At 61.3% G+C, this 24,174-nt stretch carries 20 protein-coding genes; 15 read left to right on the top strand and 5 right to left on the bottom strand.

The annotated features are described in order from the left end of the window. The first annotated feature begins 861 nt into the window (after nt 1-861). The gene (locus BLT71_RS10120; RefSeq protein ID WP_231994247.1) at nt 862-1,707 is read left to right on the top strand and encodes an alpha/beta fold hydrolase; all 846 of its coding nucleotides are present in this window, start codon (nt 862-864) and stop codon (nt 1,705-1,707) included. 877 nt (nt 1,708-2,584) lie between these two features. Here the strand turns inward: BLT71_RS10120 and BLT71_RS10110 are convergent. Next, nucleotides 2,585-2,788 carry a hypothetical protein gene (locus BLT71_RS10110; RefSeq protein WP_056078700.1) on the bottom strand — a complete coding sequence of 68 codons (204 nt, stop codon included), beginning with the start codon at nt 2,786-2,788 and terminating at the stop codon, nt 2,585-2,587. Between the two features lie 42 nt (nt 2,789-2,830). On the opposite strand from BLT71_RS10110, the gene BLT71_RS10105 reads away from it, so the two are divergent. Further along, the gene (locus tag BLT71_RS10105) at nt 2,831-3,166 is read left to right on the top strand and encodes a DUF3500 domain-containing protein (protein WP_231994246.1); all 336 of its coding nucleotides are present in this window, start codon (nt 2,831-2,833) and stop codon (nt 3,164-3,166) included. 15 nt (nt 3,167-3,181) lie between these two features. Beyond that, entirely contained in the window at nt 3,182-3,406 is a 225-nt protein-coding gene (locus tag BLT71_RS20905; RefSeq protein WP_091723957.1) for a CoA transferase, read from the top strand. A gap of 44 nt (nt 3,407-3,450) precedes the next feature. Here BLT71_RS20905 and BLT71_RS10095 read toward each other — a convergent pair whose 3' ends face one another. The 4 genes from BLT71_RS10095 to BLT71_RS10085 are packed head-to-tail and all read right to left on the bottom strand — an operon-like array spanning nt 3,451 to nt 7,724. Then, nucleotides 3,451-4,992: a family 43 glycosylhydrolase gene (locus BLT71_RS10095; protein WP_172829947.1), complete on the bottom strand. Its 1,542-nt coding sequence runs from the start codon at nt 4,990-4,992 to the stop codon at nt 3,451-3,453. Nucleotides 4,993-5,017: 25 nt separating this feature from the next. Next, nucleotides 5,018-5,281, bottom strand: coding sequence for a glycosylhydrolase-like jelly roll fold domain-containing protein (locus tag BLT71_RS20375; RefSeq protein WP_157693449.1), 264 nt, complete (start codon nt 5,279-5,281; stop codon nt 5,018-5,020). A 5-nt stretch (nt 5,282-5,286) separates the two neighbouring features. Beyond that, nucleotides 5,287-5,859, bottom strand: a complete 573-nt coding sequence (locus BLT71_RS10090) for a glycosyl hydrolase (RefSeq protein WP_091723955.1) — start codon at nt 5,857-5,859, stop codon at nt 5,287-5,289. 5 nt (nt 5,860-5,864) lie between these two features. Beyond that, nucleotides 5,865-7,724 carry a glycoside hydrolase family 3 protein gene (locus BLT71_RS10085; protein ID WP_091719702.1) on the bottom strand — a complete coding sequence of 620 codons (1,860 nt, stop codon included), beginning with the start codon at nt 7,722-7,724 and terminating at the stop codon, nt 5,865-5,867. A gap of 193 nt (nt 7,725-7,917) precedes the next feature. On the opposite strand from BLT71_RS10085, the gene BLT71_RS10080 reads away from it, so the two are divergent. The 12 genes from BLT71_RS10080 (at nt 7,918) to BLT71_RS10030 (ending at nt 24,126) form a co-directional block, all read left to right on the top strand. Next, a complete protein-coding gene (locus BLT71_RS10080) occupies nt 7,918-9,177 on the top strand; it encodes an ROK family transcriptional regulator (RefSeq protein WP_056078686.1) in 1,260 nt (419 codons plus the stop codon). Between the two features lie 316 nt (nt 9,178-9,493). Next, on the top strand, nt 9,494-11,011 hold the full coding sequence (locus BLT71_RS10075; protein WP_091719700.1) for an ABC transporter substrate-binding protein: 1,518 nt from the start codon (nt 9,494-9,496) through the stop codon (nt 11,009-11,011). A 73-nt stretch (nt 11,012-11,084) separates the two neighbouring features. Next, nucleotides 11,085-12,026, top strand: a complete 942-nt coding sequence (locus tag BLT71_RS10070) for an ABC transporter permease (RefSeq protein ID WP_056078680.1) — start codon at nt 11,085-11,087, stop codon at nt 12,024-12,026. Next, the gene (locus BLT71_RS10065; RefSeq protein WP_056078679.1) at nt 12,023-13,858 is read left to right on the top strand and encodes a dipeptide/oligopeptide/nickel ABC transporter permease/ATP-binding protein; all 1,836 of its coding nucleotides are present in this window, start codon (nt 12,023-12,025) and stop codon (nt 13,856-13,858) included. The genes BLT71_RS10070 and BLT71_RS10065 overlap by 4 nt, the downstream gene beginning before the upstream one ends. Then, nucleotides 13,855-14,742, top strand: a complete 888-nt coding sequence (locus BLT71_RS10060; RefSeq protein WP_091719698.1) for an ATP-binding cassette domain-containing protein — start codon at nt 13,855-13,857, stop codon at nt 14,740-14,742. The genes BLT71_RS10065 and BLT71_RS10060 overlap by 4 nt, the downstream gene beginning before the upstream one ends. 51 nt (nt 14,743-14,793) lie before the next feature. Further along, entirely contained in the window at nt 14,794-16,347 is a 1,554-nt protein-coding gene (locus BLT71_RS10055; protein WP_091719696.1) for a GMC oxidoreductase, read from the top strand. A gap of 7 nt (nt 16,348-16,354) precedes the next feature. Continuing rightward, nucleotides 16,355-16,759, top strand: coding sequence for a C-glycoside deglycosidase beta subunit domain-containing protein (locus tag BLT71_RS20780; RefSeq protein ID WP_056078670.1), 405 nt, complete (start codon nt 16,355-16,357; stop codon nt 16,757-16,759). Further along, a complete protein-coding gene (locus BLT71_RS10050) occupies nt 16,756-17,649 on the top strand; it encodes a sugar phosphate isomerase/epimerase family protein (RefSeq protein WP_231994244.1) in 894 nt (297 codons plus the stop codon). Before BLT71_RS20780 ends, BLT71_RS10050 begins: the two co-directional genes overlap by 4 nt. Then, nucleotides 17,646-19,211 (top strand): MDR family MFS transporter, encoded by a 1,566-nt coding sequence (locus BLT71_RS10045; protein WP_314213338.1) that lies wholly within the window; start codon nt 17,646-17,648, stop codon nt 19,209-19,211. Before BLT71_RS10050 ends, BLT71_RS10045 begins: the two co-directional genes overlap by 4 nt. 1 nt (nt 19,212) lies before the next feature. Continuing rightward, complete coding sequence (locus BLT71_RS10040) at nt 19,213-20,244, top strand: Gfo/Idh/MocA family protein (protein ID WP_172829946.1); 1,032 nt, start codon at nt 19,213-19,215, stop codon at nt 20,242-20,244. Next, entirely contained in the window at nt 20,234-22,423 is a 2,190-nt protein-coding gene (locus tag BLT71_RS10035; RefSeq protein WP_231994502.1) for a glycoside hydrolase family 3 N-terminal domain-containing protein, read from the top strand. Before BLT71_RS10040 ends, BLT71_RS10035 begins: the two co-directional genes overlap by 11 nt. 65 nt (nt 22,424-22,488) lie before the next feature. Continuing rightward, entirely contained in the window at nt 22,489-24,126 is a 1,638-nt protein-coding gene (locus tag BLT71_RS10030; protein ID WP_157693448.1) for a DUF5597 domain-containing protein, read from the top strand. The last annotated feature ends 48 nt before the right edge of the window (nt 24,127-24,174 follow it).

Here is a 24,174-nt window from a genome sequence, read left to right as displayed (position 1 = left end):
ACATCACCCCAGCTCAGCAAGCGGAGTGCCCACCAGCCAGGGCACTGACCCTGCCACCCCACACACCTCCATAGGTTCCGCGGCAGCCAGGCCAAAGCCCGCACCCACAGCGTCAGAAGCGCTTCAGCACAAGCTTTGTCCACACGTTAAAGCAAAAAACCCTCTGACGAGGGAATATGCTGTGCCCGAGGTGGGACTCGAACCGGGTTCCAGCAATTGAATATCCGCCACTCCCCCGCAAACCTCCGCAATCCGGCCCAGACCGGCACCGGTACGACCCGTTCCGAAGTCCAGGGTGTGCACATTGTGCACACCCTCACTGGTGACCACTTTGGCGCAACCAGGCTGCCAAAGCGGCAGTCCGCGGGTGCAGTTGTGGCTTGAACGCGATTTCGCTCCGATTTGAAGAGTAGGCCTCCGGAACCGGACCGGCTTCGAACAAGCACAGCACTACGGGGCGGCCCACATTCTGGAAATCCGCTCCGGCGCGGACTGGACAGAAAACGACCTACGCGGGTTCGGCCCGAGGAAACCCGGACGTTCTCACTGTCGCCGTCGGATCCGGTGCTCTCAACCACGGTGGTCCCTGCTGTTTCTAGCACGGCGGTCAGCGCCGCGAGGGCGACCGCGCGGTCGCGGCGATCCCGCAACTGCTGGATGACGTGCGCGAGCATGTCGGGTGCATCCCTGATCGGTCAACCCTAACGAGCTTGGCATTGCGCATGGGGAAGTCAAAGGCATCGGCGCCGGTTACATCCTGGAATTCAGGGCCCCGACAACGTGGCGCATGAACTCCTCGCTCCTGCCTGAGATGTGTTCGACCTGAGGCGTGTTGGATGCGCTGCCTAACCGCGTATCGCTGTGCCGTCGAGCCTTTCGCCAGATGACTCTGGCCAGATATGTTGCACCGCCCCTTACAGTGAAGTCATGCTGCACTCAACCCGGCAAGGCTCCGGTAAGCCACTCCTCCTGATCCATGGGCTCGGTTCCAGTATTGGTAACTGGAACCCGGTAATCCCGGCGCTGGCCGCTGAACGCGATGTCATCGCCGTCGACCTCCCCGGTTGCGGCGAATCCGCGCCCCTGACCGGCGAAACCACCATTGCCACACTGACCGATGCTGTCGAAGCCTTTATCCGCGACCGGGAACTGGGTGACATTGATGTGGTAGGCAACTCCATGGGCGCCCGGATGGCAATGGAAATGGCACGGCGAGGGCACACTGGCACCACGATCGCACTGGACCCTGGTGGATTCTGGAATGACCGCCAGGCAGCGATCTTTGGTGCAAGCATCAAGGCATCCGTCGCACTGGTGCGACGCATCCAACCGGCGCTCCCCTTCCTCACGGGCAACCCGGTGGGCCGCACGGCCCTGTTGGCTCAGTTCTCCGCCCACCCATGGAAGCTGCCGCAGGATCTGGTGCTGCATGAGCTTGGCGGGTTCAAGACATCGACCAGTCTGGACCCGGCCCTCAACGCGCTGATTCACGGACCCCGCCAGGAAGGCGCACCGGCCGGTTCACTCAAGGGCAAAATGGTCATTGGATGGGGGCGGAAGGACAAGGTCACCGCTCCCAGTGAGGCGGCGCGGGCCACGGAACTGTTCCCGGATGCAACGCTCCACTGGTTCGAAAACTGCGGTCACTTCCCGCACTGGGACCAACCAACCGAAGCGGCGCGCCTGATCCTCGATAGCACCGGCTGAGCTGCGGCTGAGCGCCGGGGCGGAGCCATTACATTGAGTTGGCTTCAGAAAGATGGAACCTGCGACGGCTGGGGATGATGCCCCAGTCTAGGGAGGCATCGACGTCGCTGGTCCCGAATTGGGGAACCGGCTTCACCTGGACCGCCGCCGCTAGGAGACTGCTGAACAACGTGGTTGTGGGCAGGCGGAACGTCACCAATGGCCGCCACAGCTGGGTCAATTCGGATCATACGGCTGAAGATGGGTGTGCGGTCCGGACGCCGTGGCACGGTTTTCGTCGCTCACCATTGTCACAGCGTGGAGCCAGTTTCAGCTTCCCGGGCAGGGCCAGAAATATTTGACACCAACAGGCAAGAAACCGTTCGATGCGCATCTGCCAACTCTCAACGGAACCCGCTACGACGAAGACAGTCATGTACTTATCGGGAAATCTTGCCTTTAACAGTCGTGACCGGAATCAGTGCAAGCGAGCCAAGGCGACTCCGTTCGCCCAGCCAGCATAAGGTCATGCAGTTCAAGACCCTCCCCGCCATGAACAGATAACCAGCGACACCGCTGCCCAAACCCAGGAGGAGGCGACGACCACCAACAAAATAGGCCCCAAAGGGGCCCATAAGTGAACAGTTTGTGCACACTCGGAGGCCAACAGGCCCCTGAACAGGGGAAAAACTGTGCCCGAGGTGGGACTAGAACTGTCTTCCGGGCCTTGCCAACGCTGGGAACTCTCGGGAGCATGCGGAATACGAGCCGGTCCAACCGATATGCGATCCGCTTCGAAGGCGAAAGTGCGGACAGTGTCCACACCCTCATTTGCCGTGGAATAGGTCCCACACGCCGGCCGCCGTGGTCGCCCTGGCATATGGCATGCCTCGGCGGATTAAGTGGTGGGTGCCACAACGTCCTCCAGCACTGACCTGTCGAAGAAACGGATCTCGCCCGTTGCTTCGAAGAACACCGGAATGACTGATGTGCTCAGGTCTTTGGAGGTTTCGTAAATTTCAGCCGCACTCCCGTGCTTCCTGGCAATTGTTCCAACTAGCTCGGTACCGCGAACCCGAACAGTTCGATATTTGTAGCTCATCGTGACTCCTTCGTCGGCTAGGGCACACGCTACCCCTTGGCCGTGCCGCTTCGGGAGGTTGGCTCCTATGGCGCCAACACCGTCCTGGTCATCATCGCCGATTTCATCGAATACCTCCCCGCCGGACCGGCAGCGGCGCGTCGCGGGGAGATCAGCGCCCACTACCAGGACACCTGGTTCTCATGGATCGGTGGATACAGCGAGGACGAACCGTTCTACGACTGCATCCAGAGCCCGGTCGTCATCCTCGAACTCAATCACCACTGCGGGGTGTTCCTCAGCAACAGCAAACCGAAAAAGTTCCACATTGACACCCTCGTGCGCAACTCCGCGACGGAAGCCTCAAGGGGCAGCAAAGAAATGGCGACGCAGGCATGACTCTCACCCAACCCCATCCACCAACAGCGGAACCCGGCTCCGACCCGTCCACGGCAGCGGCAGAAGGGCCCCTTAAAGAACTCGTGGTGCCGGATCCCAGCAGGATCCTTCGCCGTTGACCTGAAAACCGCGCAAGGACTGGAAGCGGTCAATAGGCTCGCCGCCACCGCTGACATCGTGGTGGAGAACTTCCGGCCCGGCACCGCTGCCAGTCGGCCTGCTGTTCGGACGCTCGCCTGAAGTTCGGAGAGCCACCAGCGCTACTGGCCTTGTTGTAGCCCAGCCTAGAAGGCACGGTAAGTGAAGTTCGTGAACCGCACTTCCCCTGTCCCGACTGCGAACAATGCCGGGCGCAGGCTGAGGAGTTCGTCGGCCGTATTTGTGTTGTAACCCTCCACGTTGAAACGCAATCCATGCCTGGTCCAGTCCGTTCCGTTCAGGCTGTAGTACTGCGTGACGATGTGGTTGTCGTTGACTATTCGAAGGTGCATGGTCCGGGCCGCTGGCGCAGGTTCACGCCAGTACGGAATCGCCCTGCCCGCGCGGTAGCTGGTCATGCTGCCGCCGTCGTGGCCCATGCCGCAGAACAGGCGGTCGCTGTAGTACAGCAGCAACCCGCCTTGGGCGCCGTCGCCGATTTCCATCTCCACCGTGATCTCGTATCGCCGGTCGCCGACGATACACGTCAGCGCCGAGCTGTCTGACGGGCCTGATCCCTGGGCTTGCAGAACCAGGCCGCCGTCAAAGAATGCCCGAAGATACTCGTCATTTGACGGGGCATGAAATGACCATTGTGTCCCAAAGCGTTCGGTGGAGAAATTATCGGACAACGGCGATCCGTGGGGTTGTTCGCCGGTTGCAGACACAGTTGGCAGTGGCGCGGGCAGTGCCGCAGAAAGGGTCCCCCCGACTGCCCGGGGCCATCCGTCCTCGTCCCACTCGATCGGTTCCAAAAGCGTTTGCCGGCCAAGGGTGGCGAACCCGTTTTCGTAGCCGTGGTAGATGCTCCACCACTGGCCGTTGGGGCCCTCGAACAAAGTGGCATGGCCCTTGCTCCACCAAGGCTCGTCGGCACTCCATGTCCTGATGATGGGATTGCGGGGACAGTCCTCCCACGGGCCATTGACGGAGCGGGAGCGGGCGACCGTGACCATGTGACCGGTGGGCGGACCAGACGTGCCGCCAACCGCCGTCGTGAGGTAGAACCACTCACCACGGCGTGTCAGCTTGGGCCCTTCCAGTGCGTAGGCTTCAACCACCCAGTCCTCGGGATAGCGCCAGCCGTCGTAGACGTGCTCCACTGGACCGTTCGTAGCCAGTCCGTCGTCGGTGAGCCGAACACGGCTGACTCCGCTGAGAAACAGGTAGCGGCTGCCGTCCTCTCCCACCACGTGCCCGGGATCGATATGCCCTTCGATGCCCAGGTTGATGGGCTCACTCCAGGGTCCCGCCATGCTCTCGGCGTGGATGACATAGGTCAGCACAGGCGCCGTTGGGTCCGGCGAGATGGCGGTGGGAATGATCGGTATGTAGATAAAGTACCGGCCGTCCACTTTGCACATGTCGACGGCAAACACGCAGCCGATGGGTGTGGAAAGGGCGGGCCCCAGCGGTTGCCAATTCAACAGGTCACGCGAGTGCCAGATAATGAGGCCGGGCGTGGACTCAAAGGACGAAAAGGTCAGGTAGTAGTCATCCCCGTCGCGGAGGATTGCCGGGTCCGGGTGGTCCCCGGCGAACACCGGGTTCAGGTAGGTTCCATTGCCGAGGTCGGCACGGCGTTGGCCTTCCAGGCTCACAGCCGGAGGCGTTATCTGATTTCTCATGCATCATGTCTTTCGTTAGCGGAGATCAGGGACGGTGGTTGTAGACCAGGCTCATTGGCCCAAGTAGACCTGCAGGCAGGATTTCGGCATCGTCGGTGAAGACACCCGTCATTGGCGGGTAGAGCGTCCCGGTGCTGCTGCGGGCCTCAGCAATCAGTCGATTGCGCCACGGACTGGTGACGCTTACTTCGATCCGGTTCGTTCCTGACCTCAGTGCGCTGGTGGACACCCGGTAGGGAGCTTTCCAGAGAACTCCAGCGTCCCCGCCATTGATTTTGACGCGCGCCATATCGGCTACATCGGTGAACTGGACCGGACCAACGCGGGCTCCAAAGCATCGTGAGTGCCGTGGAAAGGGATGGCCAGTGCGACGAGGTCTTTGACATCGCCTGAGCCTTCCCGCGGCTCGACACCCCATGTGGGGATGTCTTGATAGGGTCCTGCGACGTTAGGGAGCTTGTTGAGCTGGGTCAGTTCGCCACCTTCGACCACAGTCTGCGACCACACCAGCTTGCGCATGGCATCGGCCTTTTCAACCCACGGTGCTCCCGAGGCGCTCCACCCCGCAGAAGTGGCAACAGTGAAGTCCAAGCCGAGGTCGCGGGCCGTCGCGACAGCAATGGCAATAGCTTCGCGCCACTGCTCGCTGCCGGGAATCACAGCTTCCTCCACTACAAGCGGATTAGCTAACGCACCGTCGAAGGCCTGAACTCCTCGGACGCCCACAGAGTGGAGCCAACGAAGATCCGCCCGAATGCCCTCGAGGTGCACGTTGCCGTCCATCCAGTGCCACCACGCACGCGGCCGTGCCGAATCCGGTGGATCAACGAACTCACTCCAGAGAACTTCGCTCGATTTCCTGTCCATCCCGGTCACGTCAGCATCCTGGATTCCCTCCGCGAAGTTGACGGCAGGCTGAGGCCGGCGCCGTAGCGGTAGAGCGGATCTTTGGTGTCGTTGGGGACGTCAGGATGTGATGCTTCGACGGCGGCCATGGAGCGAGGCAGCTCGATCGGCAGGCGACCTCGGGGAGGAATAGTTCCTGTTAACGCGTCGAGCAAGGCAGCGTCAGAAGCGCCGAAGTTCACGGTGACGGCCTCTGCGAGCTCATCGAACGGGGTCAGGATCCCTGCTCGTTCAAGGTAGACGTCGAGGATCACGGGGAGTTCTGCTGCAAGTGCTCGCACCCGTGCGACCTCCTCGTCCGGGAAGTCGAGGCTACCCTGATGCGTCATAGCGTCCAGGAAATACTCGTTGCGCGGCTCGTAGGGGACAGTGAGGCGCACAAGAGCTACGTCGGCGTCCTTCTTGTCATCCACAAGGGTGACCCGATCATCGACGACTTCCGGGTTGACGCCTTCGACGTATACCCGGGTGTCCGCTCGCAGCGGCAATACACCAGTGTTTTTCAGAACGGTGACGGCCTCCGCTTGGGCGCGGTGCCCAGCAGCCCGGAAAGACTCGGAACCCACAATGGTTGCAACCGCGTTCTCGTCGACGTACGGATTGTCGAACAGGCCGAGTTCGAACTTGACCTGCAAGACTTTCAGCGCTGACGCGTCCACGCGCTTCTGGGAGAGCCGTCCGCTGGCCAGCAACTCAAGGACCAAATCCGTGCAGGACTCGCCCCCGAATTGATCTGCGCCGGCGTCGAAGAGCTTCTCAACACGCTCAATGCGGCTGAGGTGCTCCACACCCCACGCCTTGGCAGGGAACGGCAAGCCAAAGACTTCAAGGTCTGTGACGAGCTGCCAGTCAGTAAGTACAACCCCAGTGAACCCAAGATCTTCGCGTAGGAGTGTCGAGATCAGGTATTTGTTGTAGGCGAAGCCCACTTCCTCCACGGCTACGCCGTCAATGAGCAGGTCTTTCGCCAGTGAGTAGTAAGGCATGATCGCGCTGGTTCCGGCGGCGATAGCTGCTCGGAACGGTGCCAGGTGCTCTTCGAAGTTGCCCCCTGGATAAACCTGAGCTTTGCCTTGTGGGAAGTGGGGATCCTCCCCGTCTTCTTGCGCCCCGCCTCCCGGGAAGTGCTTTGCCGTGCAGGCGACGCTCGTGGATGACAGCTTCTGGCCCTGTAGACCTTCGATCAACAGCGACCCGTACTCTGACGTCACCGCTGAGTTTGAACTGAAGCTCTGCAATTGACGCGCCCAGCGCGGATCAGAGGCCAAGTCGATCTGCGGGTGAATAGCTGCACGAAGTCCGACGGCGACATACTCGCTCCTTGCGGTCTCGGCGAATTCACTCACTAACGCAGGATCGCCGATGGCTGCGAGGCCCATGGGCTCGGGCCACTGTGAGAACGAGCCGGTTGCGAAGACCATGCCATCGTTCTGCGCGAAACCATGGCGGGGATCGGTGGCAAAGGTGATGGGAATCCCGTGGGGAGCAAGCTCGGCGAGTTCCTGCATGCAGTTCTGCCAACGCGCCATGTGCTCTGCCGAAGGGAAGCGGCCAATATTGAAGTGGTTAATAGACTGGCCTACTACAAAGTCGCGAGGAGTCTCCGGCCCGAACGGACTCGCAGTATCGTGGTCACCCGGCTCGCCAACAACCATCACCGTGTTGAATAGCAGCCCGACTTTTTCTTCTATCGACAAGCGTTCGAGCAGATCCTTCGCGCGGCTCGCGGAGTCCAGGCGCGGATCTTCGTAGGGGTCCATCACTCCGTTGCCGTTCAGGTCGCGGTACTGGACGCCGTCGTCATTCGTGCTCGTGGGCCGTCGCATAAAATCTCCTTGCTAGGTGGGAATTTGGAAGAGTTTATCCGATGACCGGCAAAAGTTGCTAGACTTTTCTTGTTTGGTGACGTGGAGTTGGAGCATGATGGCACCTGTGAGTGCCCGGATGGTTCCACAAAACGGACAGGATCCATCACCACAGCGCTGACGCAGTGGGCGCGAGCACCCAGGAAGAGATTCAATGGCCATAGAGCGGTATACCGGACTCGCGTCCGTACTGGAAACAATCCGTTGGCAGGACGGCATTACGCAGGCCAGCCTGACCGATCACGTAGGGCTGGGGCGCAGTGTTGTTGCCGAGCGGGTTGCAGAACTCGAACAAATCGGGCTTATCCATTCCCCCGGCCGCGCTCCCTCTACGGGCGGGCGGACCGCCAAGCTGCTGTCCCTCAACGCCCAGGCCGGCTACGTCATAGGCGTGGACATTGCGTCCAATGAAATGGTGGTCAGTGCTTCCGATCTGGCCGGCTCCCTGCTGGGCACCCGCCACCGGGAGCTGTGCGAGATCAGCGAAGGGCCCGAGCGGATCCTGGGCCAGGTCAATGGGATCGTCGATGACGTCATCAGGGAGCAAGGGGGCAACAACCTGCTGGGGATCGGCGTGGGGCTCTCCGGTCCGGTCAATTTCGATACCGGCACTCCCGTTGGCGTACCGGTCATGCCGGGTTGGGAGGACTACCCCGTACGGGAAGAGTTCGCGGCTCGCTGGCCGGTTCCGGCATGGGTGGACAATCGCGTTAATCTTCTGGCGCTCGCTGAAATAGAGAGCAATCCGCGGGCTGCCAAGGCAAAGCACTTGCTCTATTTCGGGGCCGGCGCCGGGGTTGGAGCTGCCCTCATCGCCGATGGCAGGCTCTACCGGGGCTCCCATGGCCTGGCGGGTTCCATTGGCCATGTGGCCGTCCCGGAGGCCGGAGTGGTTGCCTGCAGGTGCGGGCGCACAGGCTGCCTTGAGGCGGTCACCAGTGGATGGGCGATTGAGCGGGACGGCTTGATGTTGGCTGAAACGGGACGCAGCCCCTACCTCGCACAAGTCCTCAAGGAGACCGGACGTGTTCGCGCCTACGACGTGACACTGGCCGCTGAGCACCAAGACGCCGCCGCAAAGGAGCTGCTCCACCGAACAGCGGCACTCCTTGGAAGCAGCCTGGCAACCTTGGTCAGTTTCTTCGCTCCTCACATGCTGGTAGTCGGCGGTGGCATTGCCCGTGCCAAAGACATCGTGCTCAAGCCCATACAGCAAGCCGTCCTTGAACGGCTGCCCTCCACGGGCGCACCGGACCTGCTCGTGGAGTTATCTGCCCTTGACGAGCAGGTAGGCGGCGTCGTCGGTGCCGCCCAGCTTGTTCTGGGCGAGCTCTTCTCCAAAGACAACCTGCCCGGGCTCCTGGAGCGGCTGATGCAACCCCTGAGTCAAACCAAAGAAGGTGTTTCGGCCTGATATTCCGAAGACCGGAAGAAGTTGTTGACTTCTTCCGGTCACCGGATTATCGTTGTAACAGGCGCCACAAAACGCTCAACCAGCACCATAAACCTCAATGGCGAGGGAGACCGAGATGGAGCACACCACCTGCATCCCGCGGCCCTGCGCCAGTAATGCATTCAAGGAATCCAAAGGATTTCCTGTGAAGCCAGGCGCCTTTCAAAGGCATGTAAGCCACCATTCATCGCAGTACTTATCCATCTCCGTAGCGTTGTCGCCGGAGAACAGTCGGATCACTCGAAGCTGAGCATTCGACGCCTTGTCTAGGAGAAACATGCGCAAATTAGTCGGCATCGCCGCCGTCACAGCCGTCATGGCGCTTACCGCCTGCAACGGATCCTCCCCTGGCGGTTCCGCCGCCTCCACGGAATTGGATATCGCAGCTATCGGAACACCTGAGTCTTTCGCACCCGGCAATTTCGGTACCGGCCCCACCACCCAGTTCCTTCAGCCGGTCTACGATTCCCTCTTCCGGAACACCAACGAGGGCGAACCCGCCGAGAATATCGTGACCAAATGGTCTTACGACGACGCCCGGACCAAGCTTTCGCTCACGATCAGGGATGGCGTCAAATTTACCGATGGGACGCCCCTGGATGCCGCCGCGGTGAAAGCCAATCTTGATTCCGCCCGCAAGGGTACTGGTGAAGCCGGCGGGCAACTGCGCTTCATCACAGAGGTAGCTGTCACCGACGCCACCAATCTCACGGTAACGCTCTCCGCTCCGGACCCGTCCCTTGTGCCGAACTTGGGGGGAACCGCCGGCGTCCTTGCCAGCCCGAAGGCCTTGGGAACCCCGGAACTGGACACCACTCCCGTAGGTTCCGGCCCCTATATCCTTGATGCCGCAAAGTCCCAGACCGGCATCAAGTACGCCTACACCAGAAATCCGGACTACTGGAACGCCAAAGACTTCCCGTTCGACACCGTCGAAGTCACGGTCTTCAACGACAACAACGCAATCCTCAACGCATTGCGGGCCGGTGAAACAGACTTCGCAGTGGTCACCGACAAGGATTCAAACAGCCTCAAGTCCGCAGGCCTGAACATCCAGTCCAACCCCGCCTACACCACCAGCGGCCTCTACTTGTTCGACCGCAAGGGTTCCCTGGTTCCTGCGCTCGCCGAGCCCAAGGTACGCCAGGCAATCAACATGGCATTGGATCGCGATGCCATCCACGCGCAAGTCTTCGGCGGTAAGGGTAAGGCCACCAGCCAGGTCTTCAGTTCCACCAGCGACGCCTACATCCCTGAGTTGGACAAGAAGTACCCCTTCGATGTGGACGGCGCGAAGAAGCTTCTCTCCGACGCCGGTTATGCAAACGGCTTCATCCTGCCCATGCCGGATGTATCACCCATCTATCCGGACCAGCAAGCGGCCGTGACTGAAGCCCTGACGGCTATCGGCATTACACCGCAGTACCAGCCGGTGAACGGCCAGACCTTCATCTCGGATCTGTTGGCAGGAAAGTATCCCGCAGCGATTTTCGGACTCAACAGCCCGCGCCCCTGGGATTTCGCCCAGATCGCGCTCACTCCCGAATCACTCTGGAACCCGTTCCACGTCTCCGACCCCACTGTGGTTGACCTGATCAACAAGGCCCAAGGCGAAACCGGTGAGGCCCAAACCGAAACGTTCCGTCAGCTGAACACCTATCTGGTGGATCAAGCCTGGTTCGCTCCCTACATCCAGTCTGACAACGTCTTCGCCAGCAGCGCCGACATCACTGTTACTCCGCAGCGCTACTCCACTCTGCCGCCTCTCTGGGGCCTGGCTCCCGCGCAGAAGTAGATGGGCGGCCGGTCCATCCCAGGGCCGGCCTCCCCTACGCATCCGTCATCTTCCCGAAGCCCAAGGAGCTGCCATGTTGATGTTTATCCTTCGCCGCCTGGCCTCAGGACTGGTGCTCATGTTCGTTATCTCCACTGCGACGTTCTTCCTCCTGAACCTCACGGGGCAAGACCCCGTCCGTCAGGTTCTGGGTCCCGTAGCCTCAGCCGAACAGGTGGAAACCAAGCGCCAACAACTGGGCCTTGATGAACCGTTGATCACCCAATACTTCCAGTGGCTCGGATCAGCCGTTCGTGGAGATTTGGGCCGGTCCTGGTTCACCAACCAGCCAGTAGGAGAACTACTCTCCCAAACCCTTCCGCCCACCCTTTCCATGGTGATCGGATCACTGATCCTCGCTGCCTGTTTTGGAACCTTGATCGGTGTGACAGCTGCCTTGCGGCGAGGACGACTCGACCGCGGCCTGCAGGTGGTATCCACCCTGGTCCAGGCAATTCCCGGCTTCCTGGTAGCCCTGGTCCTGGCTTTGGTTTTCGCAGTCCAACTGCGCATGTTTCCGGCTACCGGATTCACTGCTTTCGCGGCTTCTCCCGGCAAGTGGCTCGCATCCATCTCACTCCCGGTCATTGCGTTGGCATTAGGCTCCCTGGCCTCCATCGCTTTGCAGGTCCGGGGGTCCATGATCGATGTGATGCAGCAGGACTTTGTTCGAACACTGCGCAGCCGTGGCCTCCCCGAGCGAAGCGTCGTGGTGAAGCATGCCTTGCGCAGCGCCGCCGGACCAAGCCTCACAACGGTATCCCTGATGTTCATCGTGGCCATCTCCAGCTCAGTGATCGTTGAGAAAGTCTTCAATATCCCCGGAATCGGCACCCAGGCCAATACCTCAGCCGGCCGTGGCGACCTGCCCGTGGTGCTCGGAATCGTCCTTGTCACGGTGGTGCTCGTCGTCGTCGTGAATCTCCTCGTCGATCTGGCGCAAGGCTGGATCAATCCGAAAGTTCGTGTCTCATGACCGATAACCTTGTCACCGGCACCCGCAAGTCGCTTGAAGTGGTTAGCTCCGCACCCCAAGGCGACAAACTGATCAAGAAGTTCCTTCGTGAACCGGCGGCAGTGATCTCGCTCGTGTTCCTCGCGTTGCTCGTTGTGGTGGCGGTCCTCGCACCCTTGATCTCCTCTTACGACCCCACTGCCACCCGCCTCGCCGATGTCCTCGCACCGCCTTTCACGGCTGAACATCCGCTGGGCGCAGATGGAGTGGGCCGCGACGTGCTGGCGAACCTCGTCTACGGCGCCCAAACCAGCCTTTCCAGTGCCGCGATTGTCATTGCGGTGAGCCTGCTGATTGGAGTACCGACCGGGCTCCTGGCGGGTTACCGCCAGGGCTGGATCGACGGCGTCAGCATGTGGATCAGCGGCGCCCTGCTGTCACTGCCGGCAATAGTTGTGCTCCTTGTGGTTTTGGCCCGTGTAGGACGCAGCACCTCACTTGCACTGGTGGTCTTCGGCATATTGATCGCCCCCTCGGTGTTCCTGCTCATCCGCGGCTCGGTCCGGGCGGTGCGGGAAGAGTTGTACGTGGACGCAGCCCGGGTCTCCGGCTTGAGCGATATCCGCATCATGGTCCGCCACATCCTTCCTGTAGTCATCACGCCCACCATCATTCAAGCCGCACTGCTGGCAGGTGCCGGCATTGGAATCGAGGCAGGCATCGCCTTCCTCGGTCTTGGTTCTTCCGACAAAGCCAGCTGGGGCCTGATGCTCAATGACGCATCGCAAAACATCTTCAACGCGCCCGGGCTGCTCATCTGGCCAAGCGCTGCACTGGTGTTGACGGTCATGGCCTGCACCTTGGTGGGAAACGGCTTCCGCGACGCCCTGGCGAACTACGGATCATCTGCCGGCCCCGCCAGGAAAGTAAAAGCTGCCGAGCACGCCAGTTCAACTCCTGAACCTGCACGGCCTATGAAGAAGGCGCCTGTGGATCCAGGAGACGCACTTCTGGTCATCGACGATCTCCGGGTTTCCTACCCCCGCCCCAACGGTGAGAAGTCCGACGTCGTCAAAGGCATTTCCTTGAGGGTGGAGCGCGGCCAGATCGTTGGCCTGGTGGGAGAATCAGGCTCGGGTAAGTCACAGACCGCCTTCTCGGTCCTGGGACTCTTGCCCGGGCAAGCCCACATGACTGCGGGAACCTTGAGTTTCGCCGGAGTGGATCTGCTCGGGATGACTCCCAAAGAGCGAAATGGACTACGAGGCGCCCGGATCGGTTATATCCCCCAGGAGCCCATGAGTAACCTCGATCCCGCCTTCCGCATCGGGTCCCAACTCACGGAGCCAATGCGACACCACTTGGGAATCTCGGCAAAGACCGCAAAAGAGGAAGCCCTCAAACTCCTCGCCCGCGTAGGCATTCCTGATCCGGAGCGGGTCTTCAAGTCCTACCCGCATCAGGTCTCAGGCGGAATGGCGCAGCGCGTACTCATTGCCGGAGCCGTTTCCTGCAATCCGGAACTGCTCATTGCCGACGAACCCACCACCGCTCTGGACGTCACGGTTCAGGCCGACGTGCTGGATCTCATTCGCAGCCTTCAGGCGGAACGCGGCATGGGTGTGGTCCTGGTGACCCACAACTTCGGCGTCGTCGCGGATCTGTGCGATCAAGTGGCCGTGATGCGCAACGGAGAAATTGTGGAAGTAGCTGAGGTCACTGAGTTGTTCACCAACCCCCGGGAAGAGTACACACGGCTCCTCTTGGACTCTGCCCTCGATTCGACCTCGAAAACGCCGGCCGACCACCCTGTCGAGGCCGACATGACCACCGAGACAGAAGGTGCACGATGACTTCCGTCAACCAGACCGCCTTGCCGGAAGCAGAACCCCTCCTGCGGATCACCGACCTGACCGTTGATTACAGGATTGGCGGATTCGGCAGAAAACGGACATTCCGGGCGTTGCAAGGCGTGAGCCTGGATATCAAACCCGGGGAAACCCTGGGGCTTGTGGGTGAGTCCGGTTCCGGTAAGTCAACCATTGGCCGAGCCGTGCTGGGTCTTGCCCCGGTGACCGGCGGCGACATCCGTTTCGACGGCAGGTCAATCACCAGGCTCAGCAAGAAGGAACGCCGGGCACTCAGCAGCGACGTTCAGGTGGTTTTTCAAGATCCCTACACCTCCCTGAATCCTTCAATGACCATCAGCGACATTTTGTCCGAGCCGATGCAGGTTTCCGGGACGTCCAAGGTTGATGCACAACGACGGGTCCGGGAGCTTCTGGATGTTGTGAACCTGCCCTCCAACGCCAGCACCCGCTATCCTCGCGAGTTCTCCGGTGGCCAACGGCAACGCATCGCAATCGCCCGTTCGTTGTGCCGGAATCCCAAGCTCATAGTGTGTGATGAGCCCGTCAGTGCATTGGACTTGTCCACCCAGGCACGGGTTCTTCAACTTTTCTCCGACATTCAAGAGCAGACCGGGGTTTCGCTCCTTTTTGTCACTCACGATCTGGATGTGGTGCGGCACATCAGCGAGCGCGTCGCAGTGATGCGGCGGGGAGAAATCGTGGAGACAGGCATCACGGAGCGGGTTATCGCCGAGCCGCAACATGCATACACGAAGGCCCTCCTCCTGGCCTCACCTATCGCCAACCCGGCCCGGCAGGCCAACCGGCGCCGGGAACGACGACTTTTCCTTGACGCTCAAGCCGCACTGTCCACAGCTGCCCGCTGAGCAAACCATCAGGGCGTGAAGCCCTCCTTCTACAGACTCCCGGAGAACAGCATGATCACCACAGCAGTACCTTCAGCGCGCCCTTATCCAGCTGTCGTTGACGTCGCAATCATCGGCAGCGGCCCTGCCGGAGCCACCTATGCCCGGATACTTTCAGAGCTCAGCCCCCAGGCCAGCATTGCCATCTTCGAGGCCGGACCGACCATCAGTGATCCCCCCGGATCCCACGTGAAGAACATCGCAAGCGTGCAGGACCGCGAAGTTGCCCAGCGCCGTTCCGAGGGAAAAGTAAGCGCCGTGCCAAGCGGCGGGAACCTCGCAGAGTACGCACGCGACGTCGCACGCCCGGTGCGGCCCGGGACCTTCCTCCTCGACGACGGTTGGCAGCAGCCCGGCGAGACCGGACTGCCGGGCCTTGCATTCTCCAGCAATGTTGGCGGTATGGCTGCGCACTGGACCGGCGCGTGCCCGCGTCCTGGCGGAAGCGAACGTATTGCGTTCCTTCCGAACATGGACGAGCTTCTGAGCGAGGCCGAACGCCTCCTCTCGGTCAGCTCAGAGGCCTTGGCTGGTGCTCCCCTGGCCGACCTCGTCCGCTCGCGTTTGTCGGCGGCGCTCGACGACGGACGCGCACATGACCGGCGTGTTCAGCCCATGCCGCTGGCGGTCCGCCGCACTGACGACGGTCGCTTCATCTGGTCTGGAGCTGACGTGGTGTTCGGTGACGAGACGCGGAACAACCCCCGGGCCCGCCTGTTCGACGAAAGCGTGGTTGTGCGGGTACTGACCGACGGAGACGAGGTCAGCGGTGTGCGGGTGCGCGACGCCAAGTCAGGAGACGAGCATGAAATTGCGGCCAGGTACGTCGTAGTTGCCGCCGATGCCCTCCGCGGTCCGCAGCTGCTGTTCGCATCCGGTATCCGCCCCGAAGCACTCGGCCGGTACCTAAACGACCAGCCTCAGATTGTCCACGCTGTCCGGTTGACCGGTGCCATGGATGATGTTCCCGCTGCCTCATCAAGCGACACCACCATCACCGCCCAAAGCGGGGTCAGCTGGGTGCCCTTCACCGATGAGCAGCCTTTTCATGGGCAGGTCATGCAACTGGACGCATCACCGGTGCCCATCTCAGGGGATGTCATCCCTGGTTCGATCGTGGGCCTGGGGTGGTTCTGCGCCAAGGACCTCCAAGCCTCAGACCGCGTTGTCTTCTCCGAAAACACCACGGACGCCTACGGGTTGCCAGCCATGAATATCCACTACACCTTCACCGAACGCGACGAGCAGACACTGTCCGCAGCACGCCAATCGGTGGTTGCCGCCGCCCGGTCCTTGGGCGAGCCACTGGGCGATCAACCGCTCACTTTCCCTGCCGGCGCCTCACTCCACTACCAAGGCACCCTTCGGATGGGGACATCCAATGACGGAACCGCTGTATGTGATCCCGCCGGACAGGTGTGGGACGTCAGGGGGTTGTTCGTTGCCGGCAACGGTGTCATCCCTACCCCTACAGCCTGCAACCCCACGTTGACCGGGGTGGCCCTGGCCGTCGCCGGGGCCCGCCAGATCGCCGAATCAATCAACTCCACGTCCACAGAGAAGTGAGGAAAACATGGTCCTCGAACGAGAACTGATCCAAAGCCGGGGCTTTCGCAACGTCCACGAGGGAACCGAAACTGTCGGCTTCGAGATAGCCCTGCGCATGCCGAACTACCGAGGTGTCTGGGCAAGCCTCATCGACGGGGTCGCTGTCACCGTAGATGGTCAGGCATGGAGCCGGGAAGTACCGCGCTGGACGCTCCAGGGACGCACTTTCAGCATCCAGGAACTGCGCCAGTCCACCGATGTCCGCTGGCAGCTCGATGAAGTGGCCACCGTCATGGTGCCGCTCCCAGGCGGCCTGGCGGTAGGTGTCCACGATGTCCGCGTTGATATTGCGCTGCACGCACCCTACATTCCGGCTGAATTCCAACCGTCAATTTTCACGTCCCAGCGAAAGGTCACGGTCCTCGCATGAGCAACCTCAAGTACGGCGTCTCCCTCTACAGCTACACCGGTGATATCAACACCGTCCTCACCCTCGAAGACGCCATGGCACACATAGCTGACATCGGCGCCACCGGGATTGAGATCCTGGGCGAAGGTCACGTGCCCAACTACCCGGAACCGTCCGCCGCGTGGATTGACCAATGGTTCGGGCTGCTCGAAAAATACCAGCTGGAGCCTACCAATTACGGGTCGTGGATCGACTCGAGCATGTGGCGTGACCGCGACCTCACCGCAGATGAGGGCGCTGTAATGCTGGCCCGCGATCTTCGGCTGGCCCATCGTCTTGGATTCACCTCAATCCGCCCCAAGATCGGTGTAGTGTCCATGGACCTGCGCCCCCACCCGATCTGGGAGGAAGTGATTGAGCGCAACCTCGATCTCGCGGCCGAACTGAACCTCATTATTTGCCCGGAAATCCATGCGCCCACTCCCATCAAGCACCCGGTGGTGGACGAGTACATCGCGTTCATCGAGCGAACCGGATCGAAGAACTTCCGCCTGCTCATCGACACCGGTATCTTCCAAAGGGCGATCACCACCGCCAAGCATGACGGCCTCAGCGAAGAAGCCCAGGAAGAAGGATGGCGTAAACCCCTTGCCGTTCCCATGTCGGACCTGGCGGATGTTCTCCCCTACGTGTCGTTCATTCAGGCGAAATTCTTCGACATCGACGATGACCTGGTTGACGGCCAGATTCCTTGGCGCGAGATCCTTCAGACCCTGAAGGAGAACGGATGGTCCGGTTACCTGTCCAGTGAATACGAAGGCGATCGGCTGCCTTACCGATCCATTGAGCAGGTCCGCCGGCAGCATGCGCTTCTGCACAGCCTGGAGGCCGAGATCGCCGGGACGCCGTGACCCAAGTACGCAACCACAGCCGCAGCAACAGCAACACAGGACGGATCTCTCCCACCCGGCTCCGGCTCCTCATGGCAGCGCTCCTGGCGGTGTCATTTCTTGGAGCCCTCGATCACACCATCGTTTCGACGTCCTTGGCCACTGTCGCCGGCGAACTCGGAGCCCTCCAGCACATGAGCTGGGTGGTAGTGGGATACACGCTCGCCAGTACTGTCCTGCTCCCGGTACTCGGAGGGCTGGGCGATCGGGTCGGTCCGCGGATGGTCTTCCTCATTGCGCTGATCGGCTTTGCTGCAGCGTCCTTCGTGTGTGGCCTCGCGCATGACATGACCCAGCTCGTCGTCGCCCGGGTCCTCCAGGGCATGAGCGCCGCGGGTCTTCAGCTGATGTCGCAGACGATCGTTGCCGAGGTCACCACGCCAAGGCAACGTCCTGCGTACCTCTCACTGATCGGCGCAGCCTTCCCGGTGGCAATTCTGATCGGGCCGCTCCTCGGGGGCCTGATCACGGACCATTGGGGATGGCCCTGGGTGTTTTGGATCAACGTCCCGGTGGGGCTTGCCGCACTTCTCCTGGCGGTCGTGGCCGTTCCACACATCGAACCGGCGGGCAAGAAACGGTTCGACGTCGTTGGAGCGGTGCTGCTCACCGCTGTCCTTGTGGCGGTGGTGCTGGCAGTTGCGTGGTTCAGCTCCGGAAACTCCGCAGCGTGGATCGCCCTTGGAGCAGGCGTAGCAGCGCTAGGCGGGCTCGTCGTCGTCGAGCGCGGTCAACAGAACCCCATCATCCCGGTTCACTTGTTCCGCAACCGCACCTTCAGTGCAGGCGTGGGACTCTCAGCAGTCATGGGTGCGGGGCTTATCTCAGCCACGGCGTACCTGCCAACGTATTTCCAGATGGCCTATGGAGTCAGCGCCACCATCTCAGGACTGGTTCCCATCGCCACTGTGCTGGGAATGTTGGTAGGCAATCTCGTGACGGGCTGGCTTGCGTCGCGAACGGGCCGCTACCGCGCGTTTCCCATAGTCGGAACAGTGATGGGAGCACTCGGACTCGGAGCCATGTTCCTGCTCCCGCGGGGCGCGCCGCTGTGGGTCCCGGCGCTGATCATGGCGTTCGTGGGCCTCGGCACGGGAGCGTTCATGAGCCTCGCCATTGCGATCGTGCAAGGTGCTGCACCACGCAGTGAACTCGGCGCCGCAACCGCAACCGCGGGACTCAGCGGGCAGATCGGATCCACCGTAGGATCAGCGGTAGTAGGCGGCGTGGTGGGGTTCGGCGTCGCATCGCTCTTGCCAACCGGGCTCGATTCCCAAACCCTGACGCCTGCCTTGGTCCACGCCGCCGACCCCGCGATGCAAGCCGAGATCGCAGCGATCTACCACGACGTCTTTTCTCCCGTTTTTCTTGCCCTGGCCGGCGTCTACACCCTGGGTTTCATTGCAGCGTTGCTGCTGCCCGATGGCCGCCTTTCCGATGATGCCGCGGTCCCTGCAGATGACTCTGCCGACTCTGCCGCCCTGGACGGCTCTGCCGACCTGGCTCTGCAAGGAAAGGATTAACGTGCGCGGCAAAACCACTGTGAGATGGGGGCTCGCCGGTACGGGAACCATTGCCCGTGAATTCGCGCAGACCATTGCCGAAGTCCCCTCTGCCTTCCTCGCTGCTGCAGCGTCCCGGACCGTGGCGGCCTCAGGCAAGTTCTGTTCCGATTTCGGCATCCCAACCCAGCACTCGTCCTTTCAGGATCTTGCCCATGACCCCACCATTGACGCGGTTTACGTTTCCACCCCTGCCGGATTGCATCATGAGCATGCCAGGCAATTCCTGGAGGCGGGTAAACACGTCCTGGTGGAAAAGCCCTTTACCGCCACCCACGCCGAGGCCCTCGATCTGGCCCGAACCGCCAAGCGAGCCGGGACAGTGCTGATGGAGGCCATGTGGTCCCGGTTCCTGCCTGCCTACGTTGAGCTGAAGCGGCTGGTGGACGATGGTGCAATTGGAGAGGTGCGGAAGGTTGAAGCGTCCTTCGGTTTCCCGATTCCGGAGGCTGGGCCGAGGGCGCGGCCGCAGTTGTACGATCCCGCCTTGGGCGGCGGAAGCCTCCTGGAGATGGGCGTTTACCCTGTACAACTGTCGCACTGGCTTCTGGGCGATGAACCGGCCGTCGCCGCATTCGGCCGCAGCAGCACAAGCGGGGTGGACCTGGACACGACGGCGCTTCTTTCCTTTGGTGACGGCGCAACCGGATACATCAGCTCATCAATGTCCACAGTGCTTCCCAACAACGCACGGATACTGGGAACCGAAGGCCTCATTGAACTGCCGGCCCCGCACCATTGCCCCAACGAGCTGACTGTTTCACGCTACAACCCCTCGGGGCCGGGACTTCAGCAGTCCCACATCATTCAGGCGCCCATTGTTGGCGGCGGACTCAGGTACGAAATTCTCGAGTTCCACGCGCTGCTCGAATCCGGTAGCCCGCAGAGTTCCGTGATGCCCTTGGGCGACTCTCTGGCCATCATGCGCACACTGGACCTCATAAGGCACCAGGTCCACAAACCTTCCCAGGAGGATCTTCACCGTGAAAGCTAAAGTACAGCCGGAGCAGATAGTGGCCTCCATGACCTATGCGCAGAAACTGGCACAGCTTCAGATCGTCTGGAGGCCGGACTCTGCGGAAGCGGGAAGCCTGGCCCGAAACGGTGCGGGAGCATTGTTCTGGCCCGCCTCAGCCCAGGCCACCAACGCGCTTCAGCGGATCGCCGTCGAAGAAAGCCCGCACGGCGTCCCCCTCCTGATCGGCCTCGACGTGGTCCACGGCCAGTTCACGATCTTTCCCACTCCTCTGGCACAAGCGGCCAGCTTCGATCCGGAGGTGGCAAGGGCCGACGCCCGGCTCTCTGCCAAGGAAGCCCGGTCCAATGGAGTGAACTGGACCTTTTCGCCCATGATCGATGTGTCACGGGACCCCCGATGGGGGCGCGTAGTGGAAGGATTTGGCGAGGACCCCTACCTCAACGCCGTCTTCGGGGAGGCCAAGATCCGCGGCTACCAGGGCGATAATCTTTCCTCCAACGCATCCATTGCCGCCTGCGCAAAGCACTTTGTTGGCTACAGTGCCGCCGAAGGAGGACGCGACTACAACACCACCGACATCTCGGTCCAGCGGCTCCACAATGTGTATCTGGAACCCTTCAGGGCGGCGGTCGCAGCACGAGTCGCCAGTGTCATGGCAAGCTTCAACGCAGTCTCAGGCGTACCCATGCACGCCAACCGGGAGCTGCTCACCGATGTCCTGAAGAACGAGTGGGGACATGACGGGATCGTGGTGGCAGACGCCGATGGCGTGGGCGAGCTTGTGGACCATGGCATCGCGGCCGACACTTCCGACGCCGGGCGCCTGGCACTTTCAGCAGGTCTCGATGTTGAAATGGGCGGCTCTTTGCTGAGCGACGGTGAGCCCATTGTCCGCGAGGAGCTACTGGACTCTGAGCGCTTGGACGACGCCGTACTCCGGGTACTCCGGCTGAAGCAAGCGCTGGGCCTGTTCGAGAACCCGTATGTGGACGAATCCACAGCAGCAACAGACCCAGATGATGCCTCGCTCTCAGCGGCGAGGGATACTGCCGCGCGCTGCGCGGTCCTGCTGAAGAACGACGACGGGGTGTTGCCGGTGAAGCCCTGGGGGCAACGAGTCCTTGTGGTGGGTCCTTACGCTGACAGCAAGGACCACCTTGGAGCCTGGGTACAGTACTTCGCCTCCCCCACCACCACATCCATTGCCGAATCGCTGGCAGAAGCCCTGCCGGAGTCCGTAGTGACCACCTTGCCCGGCGCCACCTTCTTTGGCTCCGATCCCGGCCTTCAGGCTGAAGCAGCTGCTGCCGCCGCTGAGGCGGACCTGGTGATCGTCGCCGTCGGGGAACCCAGTGACCTTTCCGGGGAGGCGAGCTCGCGGAGTTCATTGGACCTGCCCGGAGACCAGGAGAAATTGATCCATGCCATTGCCGGCTCGGGCACCCCCTTTGCCGTGGTCCTGATGACCGGCCGCCCACTGGTGGTCAGCGATTGGATTGATCAATGTCCTGCCCTTCTGGTGGCATGGCATCTCGGCACCGAGGCAGGAAAAGCAATTTCGGATGTCCTCACCGGCACGGTCAACCCGGGCGGCAAGCTTCCCATGTCTTTCCCGCGCGCTGTGGGTCAAGTCCCCATCTACTACAACCATGAGTCAACGGGGAGGCCTGCCCGCACAGGAGGCTCTCTTGCTGACAAACGGCCGGACGTTGGGCTGACCGGACCCAACAACACTGATGACTATTACAAGTCGAAGTACCTGGACTTGGAGCTGGGTCCGCAATTCGGTTTCGGATACGGGCTTAGCTACACGTCCTTTGAGTTGGAATCATCGCCGGACCAAGCACTTTCGGTCACCTTGGACGAGCTGAGAGCTGGATCCAGGATCTCTTTCACCACGATCGTTCGCAATACCGGAACAAAGGATGGCGACGAAGTGGTCCAGTTGTATATTTCCGATCTGCTGGCCACAATGACCCGGCCCGTCAGGCAGTTGCGGGGCTTCAGGCGAGTATTCGTACCTGCCGGAGAGGAACGGCGGGTATCGCTGACCATCGGCTGGGATGATCTGGGATTCTGGATCAACGATCACCGTGCCGGATACATCGTGGAGCCAGGCGAGTTCCGGGTGGGGATTGGCAGCGGCCTGACCTCCCGGGAATTCAGCCTGTGGGTCACTCCCAGTTCCCCCTGAAACCAGTAAGCCAAGTAGCCCAGCCACCAAGTATTCCGCCCACCAAGTAGTAAGGACCGATCCCCATGCCACACCAGAACCTTCCCCGACTCGAGCGGACGGGCAGCCACGTCAGGCTGATTGTTGAGGAGAAGCCGTTTCTCTGCATCGGAGGCGAACTGCATAATTCCAGTGCATCTGACAGGAGCTATATGTCGCCCATCTGGGAGAAACTGGCAAAGGCGGGGGTCAACACTGTGATCGCTCCTGTGTCCTGGGAACAAACAGAACCGGTTGAAGGACAACTCGATTTTTCGATCGTCGACGGGCTGGTGGAAGACGCACGGTCCGCCGGCGCCCGTCTGGTACTGATCTGGTTCGGGGCGTTCAAGAACGCTTTCTCCACCTATGCCCCCGGCTGGGTTCGCGCTGACCGTGAACGTTTCCCGCGCGCGGACAGGGGCGTCAAACCGTTCAAGACCCCCTTTTCGTATCCCGGATCCATGCCGCGGCCAAGCTTGTCCGTCTTCTCTGACAATCTCTTTGAAGCGGACCGAACCGCCTACACTGCCCTGTTAGGGCATCTGTCCATGATCGATCCGGACCATACAGTCATCATGGTTCAGGTGGAAAACGAGGTTGGACTGCTGGGTGCAGGAAGAGACCACAGCGCACTGGCCGACGCCGTCTGGAATGCACCGCTCCCTGGGCATTTGATTGCTGCGGTTTCTCAAGCTCCGGAATCCTTTGACCAGGAGTTTGTGCAGGCCCTTGGCGCGCGCCCGGACAGCAGCAAAAGCTGGGCGGACCACTTCGGAGATGACAACCCCGTTGCCGAAGAGACCTTTATGGCCTGGGGATTTGCATCCTTTGTGGGAGGTTTGGCGGCAGCCGGAAAGGAAGTCCTGCCCCTGCCCACTTACGCAAACGCCTGGATCGGCCCTCAACGGGGACAGGACCTGCCCGGCCAGTACCCAAGCGGCGGACCGACGGCCCGGATGATCCCGGTATGGCGTGCCGCGGCGCCGGCCATCGACTTCCTGGCACCGGATATCTACGTGCCCAATGCAGAGGAGGTCATGCGTCAATACGCCTCCGATTCCAATCCCCTTTTCATCCCCGAAGCACGTTTCCGGGCCGGAGATGCGTTCTTGGCCATTGGGGGATTTGGTGGTCTGGGCTACAACGTCTTCGGGGTGGAAGAAGGCCGGGAAGGCAACCAGTTCAGCGCCGCCTGCTCCATCATCACTTCCCTTACTCCAGAGATAGTGGATGCCCAGCGCGAAGGCCGTATTTTTGGCTTCGCCCTTGACCCGGAGGAGGAATCCATCAGCACAGAACTGGCGGGTACTTCAATAACGGTTCGAAATTCCAGGAAGCTCCTCGAAGGAATGCTTCTGGATGCAGGCGTTCGTGTTCCCCCGGCGCCCGAACTCCTGGAAGAAACGGTTGCCGCTACCCACGGCCCTACCCCAGGAGACGCCCGTCCCTTTGGAATGGTTCTGGCCATCAGTCCCACCGAGTTCATAGTGGTGGGCCAAGGAGCACAAGTGGACTTCCACAAGCCCGGCTGTGACGTTGAACTGGATTCAGTCAGGGAGCTGGTGGTGACCAATGCCGGGTTTCAGGAAGGGCGATTCCTCAACGGGGACGAACGCCTTGAGATCCTTTCTGACAAGCACATCACAGCCGTGAGGGTCCGCATCCTCACAACCACGAGCTAACAACAACCAGCTCTCAGCAAAGACCCCCGGAATGCCTTGGAGCCATCC

It is taken from the genome of Pseudarthrobacter equi, from assembly GCF_900105535.1.
GTDB lineage: Bacteria > Actinomycetota > Actinomycetes > Actinomycetales > Micrococcaceae > Arthrobacter > Arthrobacter equi.
This window is presented reverse-complemented; position numbering and strand designations above follow the sequence as displayed.